Raw genomic sequence first — 3129 nt, forward strand, 5'->3', positions numbered from 1 at the left:
GTCCGAGTGTCGCGTATTGATCCAGAGGCATGATGATGGCTTTCTGGTAGATTGTTCGGTTATGCGTTTGTTCATATCTAAACTAGTTCACAACTGAACGATCCGGCAAGTCGATGTCTGATGCGGCCAAGATCTGGTCCCTGAACTACCGGGTGCTGTTGTCGGTCATCTCCCGCGCTGAGGACGATATCTGCGCGTTGGGCCTGGAGACGAAGGAACTGCTCCTGCTCGCCGAGATCGATGAGCATCCCTACCCGGCCGAACTCGCCACGACGTTGAACATGCCCAAGGCGACGGTCACCGCATACCTGAAGCGACTGGAGGCGGCGGGCTTCGTGAGTCGCGAGATCGATCCGTCCGATCTGCGCCGCCATCGCTTGCTACTCACCGCGACCGGACGCAAGGCCGCCACCGGCGGTATGTCGGTGCTGTCCGAGGAGTTCGACAAGCGCCTGTCGCGTCTCACTGCCGTCCAGCGCAAAGAGTTCAAGGGTCTGCTGGAACGAATTGTCTGACTGCCTCCACTAGAGTGACGTCTCGTGCGCGTTCTGGTGATCGGCTCCGGTGCCCGCGAACATGCCCTCTTGCTGGCCTTGCGCACCGATCCACAGGTCGAGGCGGTGGCCATCGCTCCCGGCAATGCCGGCACGGCCGCAATCGCCGACCAGCACGACGTCGATATCACCTCGGGCGACGACGTCGTCGCGCTGGCCCGCGAGATCCGGGCCGACCTGGTGGTCATCGGCCCCGAGGTTCCGTTGGTACTCGGGGTGGCCGACGCTGTTCGCGACGCCGGCATTGCCTGCTTCGGGCCCAGCAAGGCGGCGGCCGAGATCGAAGGATCCAAAGCCTTCGCCAAAGACGTGATGGCGGCTGCCGGTGTGCGTACCGCGTCCAGTGAGATCGTCGACAGCCCCGCATGTTTGGACGCAGCGCTGGACCGATTCGGGCCGCCGGCCGGCGACCGCGCCTGGGTAGTCAAAGACGATCGGCTGGCCGCCGGCAAGGGTGTGGTGGTCACGCCGGACCGCGACGCGGCCCGCGCTCATGCCGCGGGACTGCTCGAATCCGGGCACCCGGTGCTGCTGGAGTCCTTCCTCGACGGCCCGGAGGTGTCGCTGTTCTGTGTCGTCGACGGCGAGACCGTCGTGCCGTTGCTGGCGGCGCAGGACTTCAAGCGCGTCGGCGTGGGCGACACCGGACCTAACACCGGAGGCATGGGCGCCTACGCGCCGGTGCCATGGCTGCCTCCAGACATGTACCGAGCGATGGTCACCGATATCGCCGAACCCGTTGCGGCGGAGATGGTCCGGCGCGGCAGCCCGTTTTCCGGATTGCTGTACGCCGGTCTGGTGGTCACGTCCTACGGGCCCGCGGTGATCGAATTCAACTGCCGATTCGGCGATCCGGAGACACAGTCGGTGCTCGCGCTGCTCGAGTCACCACTGGGCCAGCTGCTCAACGCCGCGGCGACCGGCACACTGGCAAGCTTCGGTGAACTGAAGTGGCGCGACGGTGCAGCCGTGACGGTGGTGCTGGCCGCCGAGCACTATCCCGGCAAGCCGCGGGTTGGCGACGCGATCGTCGGCTCGGATGGCGACGGCGTTCTGCATGCCGGAACCACTCGAGGCGACGACGGCGCGATCGTATCGTCGGGCGGCCGCGTCCTGTCGGTGGTGGGAACTGGACCCGATTTAGCCGCGGCCCGTTCAGCAGCCTACGAGATCCTCGGATCAATTCGGTTGCCCGGAAGCCACTTTCGCACCGACATCGGCCTGGCGGCCGCCGAAGACAAGATCCGTATCTAGAAGCCGGCTGCCTGGCCGTCGCGGCGAGGGTCGCTGACCGCCAGATATCCGTCGTCGAGCCGCCAGATCGCCTGGCAACTGCCGAATTGGTTGTAGTCGTCGGTGGTGACGAATTGATGGCCCCGGCGCTGAAGTTCGTCCAGCGTCGACGGCGGAAACCCTGGCTCACAACACACCTGAAGACCGTGCGCCCAGCGGAACCGCGGGCCGTCACAGGCCGCCTGTGGATTCTGGCCGTGGTCGACGATGCGTCCCACCACCTGCACATGACCCTGGGGTTGCATGGGGCCGCCCATCACCCCGAAGCTCATCACCGCAGCGCCGTCCTTGGTCAGAAAACCCGGGATGATGGTGTGGTACGGCCGCTTACCCGGTCCTACTTGGTTCGGATGCCCTCGTTGCACAGCAAAATCCGCGCCGCGGTTTTGCAGCGCTATCCCGGTGCCGGGCACCACGACGCCTGAGCCGAAACCCATGTAGTTCGACTGGATCATCGACACCATGGCGCCCGAGGCGTCCGCGGCGGTGAGATACACCGTGCCCCCGCGCGGTGTACCGGCAGAGGCCGGCCTGGCCCGGTCCCGATCGATCAGCGTCGCGCGCTCGCGCAGGTAATCCTTATCGAGCAGGCTCTGGGGGTTCACCGTCATGTGTTCGATGTCGGACACGTAGGCCTGTGCGTCGGCGAACGCGAGCTTCACCGCTTCGATCTGCAGATGCACGCGGTCGGCGGAATCCACTGGAAGCGCAGCCATGTCGAACTGTTCGAGAATTCCGAGGGCGATCAAGGCAACGATGCCCTGGCCGTTGGGCGGAATCTCGTGCACGGTGTACCCGCGGTAGTCCCCAGAGATCGTGCCGACCCAGTCAGCGCGATGCGCCGCGAGATCGCCGGCTCGCATGGCACCGCCGTTAGCCGACGAGTGGGCTTCGAGTGTGGCCGCCAGATCTCCGCGATAGAACGTCTCGCCCTTGGTGGCTGCGATCGCCTCGAGCGTGACGGCGTGGTCAGGCAACCTGACCAGCTCGCCGGGATACGGCGGCCGGCCGCCGGGCATGAACGCTTCGGCAAACCCCGGCTGGGACTCGAACAGCGGCACTTGCGCCGCCCACTGGTCCGCGATGCTCGGTGACAGCAGAAAGCCGTTGCGAGCGTAGGAGATTGCCGGCCCGAAGAGCCGCTCGAACGGCAGCTTCCCGAATTTTGTGTGCAACTCGACCCAGGCGGACACCGCACCGGGAACGGTGACGGAATTCCAGCCGAGCGTAGGAACGCCCTTGTCGCCGAAATACTCCGGCGTCCACGCCGCGGGGGAGCGGC

3 protein-coding genes are annotated in these 3129 nt (G+C 65.7%); 2 read left to right on the forward strand and 1 reads right to left on the reverse strand.

The annotated features are described in order from the left end of the window. Window positions 1-113: 113 nt before the first annotated feature. Entirely contained in the window at window positions 114-515 is a 402-nt protein-coding gene (locus tag VGH54_RS10565; RefSeq protein WP_331511922.1) for a MarR family winged helix-turn-helix transcriptional regulator, read from the forward strand. Between the two features lie 24 nt (window positions 516-539). Beyond that, on the forward strand, window positions 540-1808 hold the full coding sequence (gene purD / locus VGH54_RS10570; protein ID WP_331511923.1) for a phosphoribosylamine--glycine ligase: 1269 nt from the start codon (window positions 540-542) through the stop codon (window positions 1806-1808). Here purD and VGH54_RS10575 read toward each other — a convergent pair. Further along, the coding region (locus VGH54_RS10575) for a gamma-glutamyltransferase family protein (RefSeq protein WP_331511924.1) at window positions 1805-3129 on the reverse strand (1325 nt) is incomplete at its 5' end. The genes purD and VGH54_RS10575 overlap by 4 nt on opposite strands.

Origin of the sequence: Mycobacterium sp. (assembly GCF_036488105.1) — a bacterium.
GTDB lineage: Bacteria > Actinomycetota > Actinomycetes > Mycobacteriales > Mycobacteriaceae > Mycobacterium.